Source organism: Bartonella sp. AP57NXGY (assembly GCF_042195805.1).
Lineage (GTDB): Bacteria > Pseudomonadota > Alphaproteobacteria > Rhizobiales > Rhizobiaceae > Bartonella.
This window is the reverse complement of the sequence record NZ_JBHIOZ010000176.1, coordinates 1-2,532: the sequence shown is the minus strand read 5'-3', so window position 1 is coordinate 2,532 and position 2,532 is coordinate 1. Positions and strand designations below refer to the sequence as shown.

Here is a 2,532-nt window from a genome sequence, read left to right as displayed (position 1 = left end):
GGCTGATTAACTTTACAAATGTAATTGTTTTGCAAACTTAAACAGATAACGTTCGGCTATGTCTTCTCGAGAGTGTAAGGACTTTCTCAAATAGTAGAAATGTCTTTATACTCTCTCTTTTAAAGGCAACATACTGAATTTATAATAATAATTCATTTCTATGCATGTTGAATGAGAGTCGCGAAAATCATAGGATTCTCTCATTCCAAATCTGTTTATGTTGAATCAATCAAAACCATTTTCTTGCACGTCACAAGCAGGGAAGCCTGCGTGGATAAAAATTGTACAAGAAAGAACTAAAAATACCTCTTATAAACTGCCTCAAGTACCAAAGGGTGTCGCGTTGCAACATTTTAGGGCTGGAAAAGTGTATGATGATATTGGCTCGCTTCTTCATAAGCGTAAAGATTGGGGGGATCAATGGCTTTACCGGTATATCATTCATGGATGACGTGGCGAAATGGGCTTGAGTGCATTGAGAGATGTCTCTTTAAAACAAGTGAGTGAATGTACAACCCAATGGCGTTTTGTTTTACGTGAAGAGGGGGCCCCATTAAAGGGCACGAGCATTTTTTTCATCTATAATTCCAGATATGCAAATTATTCCTTTAACTTAAGTGAACATTTTGAATTTTATTCAATTTTTCTGCTTTAAGTTAGAGTTTTTTAGTGGTTTATAGATAAACAACTTTGAGTTGTTTAAATTAAAAAATACACTAAAAAATTGTATTTAGACATAAATAAAACACATTATGATACAATCTAAAATGAGCTATCTATGTAGTCGCGGGGTATTTTTCTAAATAATTGAGAGTGGAGTGTGGATAATGCGGTATAAATACAAATTAAGTTTTTCAGTATTGATGATCAGTAGTTGTCTTGTGCAATCTGCAAGTGCAGTTGAGAGTAGGAATAGAGTGCTAACAAGAGCAACACATGTGGTAAATAGAGAAGAGGAAGAAAAAAAAATAGCACTGATGTCTAATTTTTTTCACAATAATACTATTCTCAAAGATGGTGATGTAGAGCTTGTTGATAATGGAGAAAGTTCTGTAGGTTCCACTATTAAAAAAGGAGGGATGCAAATAGTTACACGGGCTGGAATTGCAATGAACGCCAAAATTTTGGGAGGTCAGCAGTTTATTCATGAAGAGCCATATATTGATCTTACAAGCGTGGAGAGAAAAAGTAGTGCATATAATTCCACAGTTACTGGGGATGGTGGAACAGTTGGACAGCAGAATGTGTATGATGGAGCGTGGGGTTGGTATACGAAAGTGGGAGATAACGGAGAACAAAATCTTTATGCAGGACAAAGAAAAGAGGGGGGAAAATCAATGTATGCTGAGGTCTCTGGGAATGGGAGACAGCACGTCTTAGCGTTAGGAGAATCTTATGCTACTAATTTGAAAGATCATGCTATTCAAGTTGTATATCCTGAAGGGTTTGTGGATGGTCTGACTGTTAACAACTTTGCTAAATCGTGGTTCCATGTTGGTGTACAAGAGGTCCTTGGAGAAGTAAGGATCAATGATCACGGAGAACTTTATTTATTCGCTGGTGATAGGACAAATCATACGACTAAGGAAAAAATTCCTATAAAGGACAGAGTGGATGAAACAATATTTGAGGTTGGTGAACGGAATATGGGAGAAAAACCTCAGATTGAAATTGAAGATTTAGGGGGGCAAAATGGGACTGTTATTTTTACTTCTATACCGTATGATCCACGATATATTTCACTTCATGTTGAGAAACTTTCAGGGAGTTTACATTTTCGATTCAATATTAGTGCTACGGGGGATTCGAGTGATTACTTATCGATTGATGAGGGCGCAGGTAATCACAAAATAAGCGTTGCAGATTCTGGTCGTGAAATTACAGGTCTTCTCTCACAAAAGAATAGTTTGGTTACAGGGATTAATTTAATTACTGATAGAAGCCACAATGGAGGCGCTAATTTTACTCTGGCAGACCTTTCGGGTAAGGACATTACAGCTGTTGATGGTGGGGCCTATCAATATCAATTGCTGAAGAGAGATAGATGTGCTGATTCTAGTGGTAGTGCTACAATTTGGTATTTAGGAAGAGCCTCTGGAGGTACGACACGTTCGAATACTGAAGCACAGTGTGTAAACAAGAAAACGAAGATTCCTCTTGCATTATCTGATCAAGGTGCTCCTTCTAGAGGAAAAAATACAGGCTCTCGTAAACCTACTATAAAACAACCAGCTAAACCACGACCTCCACGTCATTTAAGAGGGGCACAGAATGTCTCTAGTGTTTCTGTATCTCCAACTGTTTCCTCTCTTGGAAGTCATGTTATTGAAGTCTTAGGTTCAGGAAGTTCTCATCCTCTTTCTGATGAAAAACAACAAACTGCTGTTTCAACCTCTTCTCAATCTTTAGCCGATCAAATGATTGTGCGTCCAGTTCATAAAGAACAACCTTTTCTACAATTGAGTGAGAAACTTTCAGTTTCTCACTTTTTGACCACTCCCTCTACAGATGCGGTATTGTCTATGTCTGTGG

General features: G+C 37.7%; 1 protein-coding gene. It reads left to right on the top strand.

Going from position 1 to position 2,532, the window contains the following annotated elements; all coding sequences use genetic code 11:
* Positions 1-827: 827 nt before the first annotated feature.
* Positions 828-2,532 (top strand): pertactin-like passenger domain-containing protein (locus ACFIL8_RS09110; RefSeq protein WP_375689514.1); only part of this gene is annotated, 1,705 nt, incomplete at its 3' end.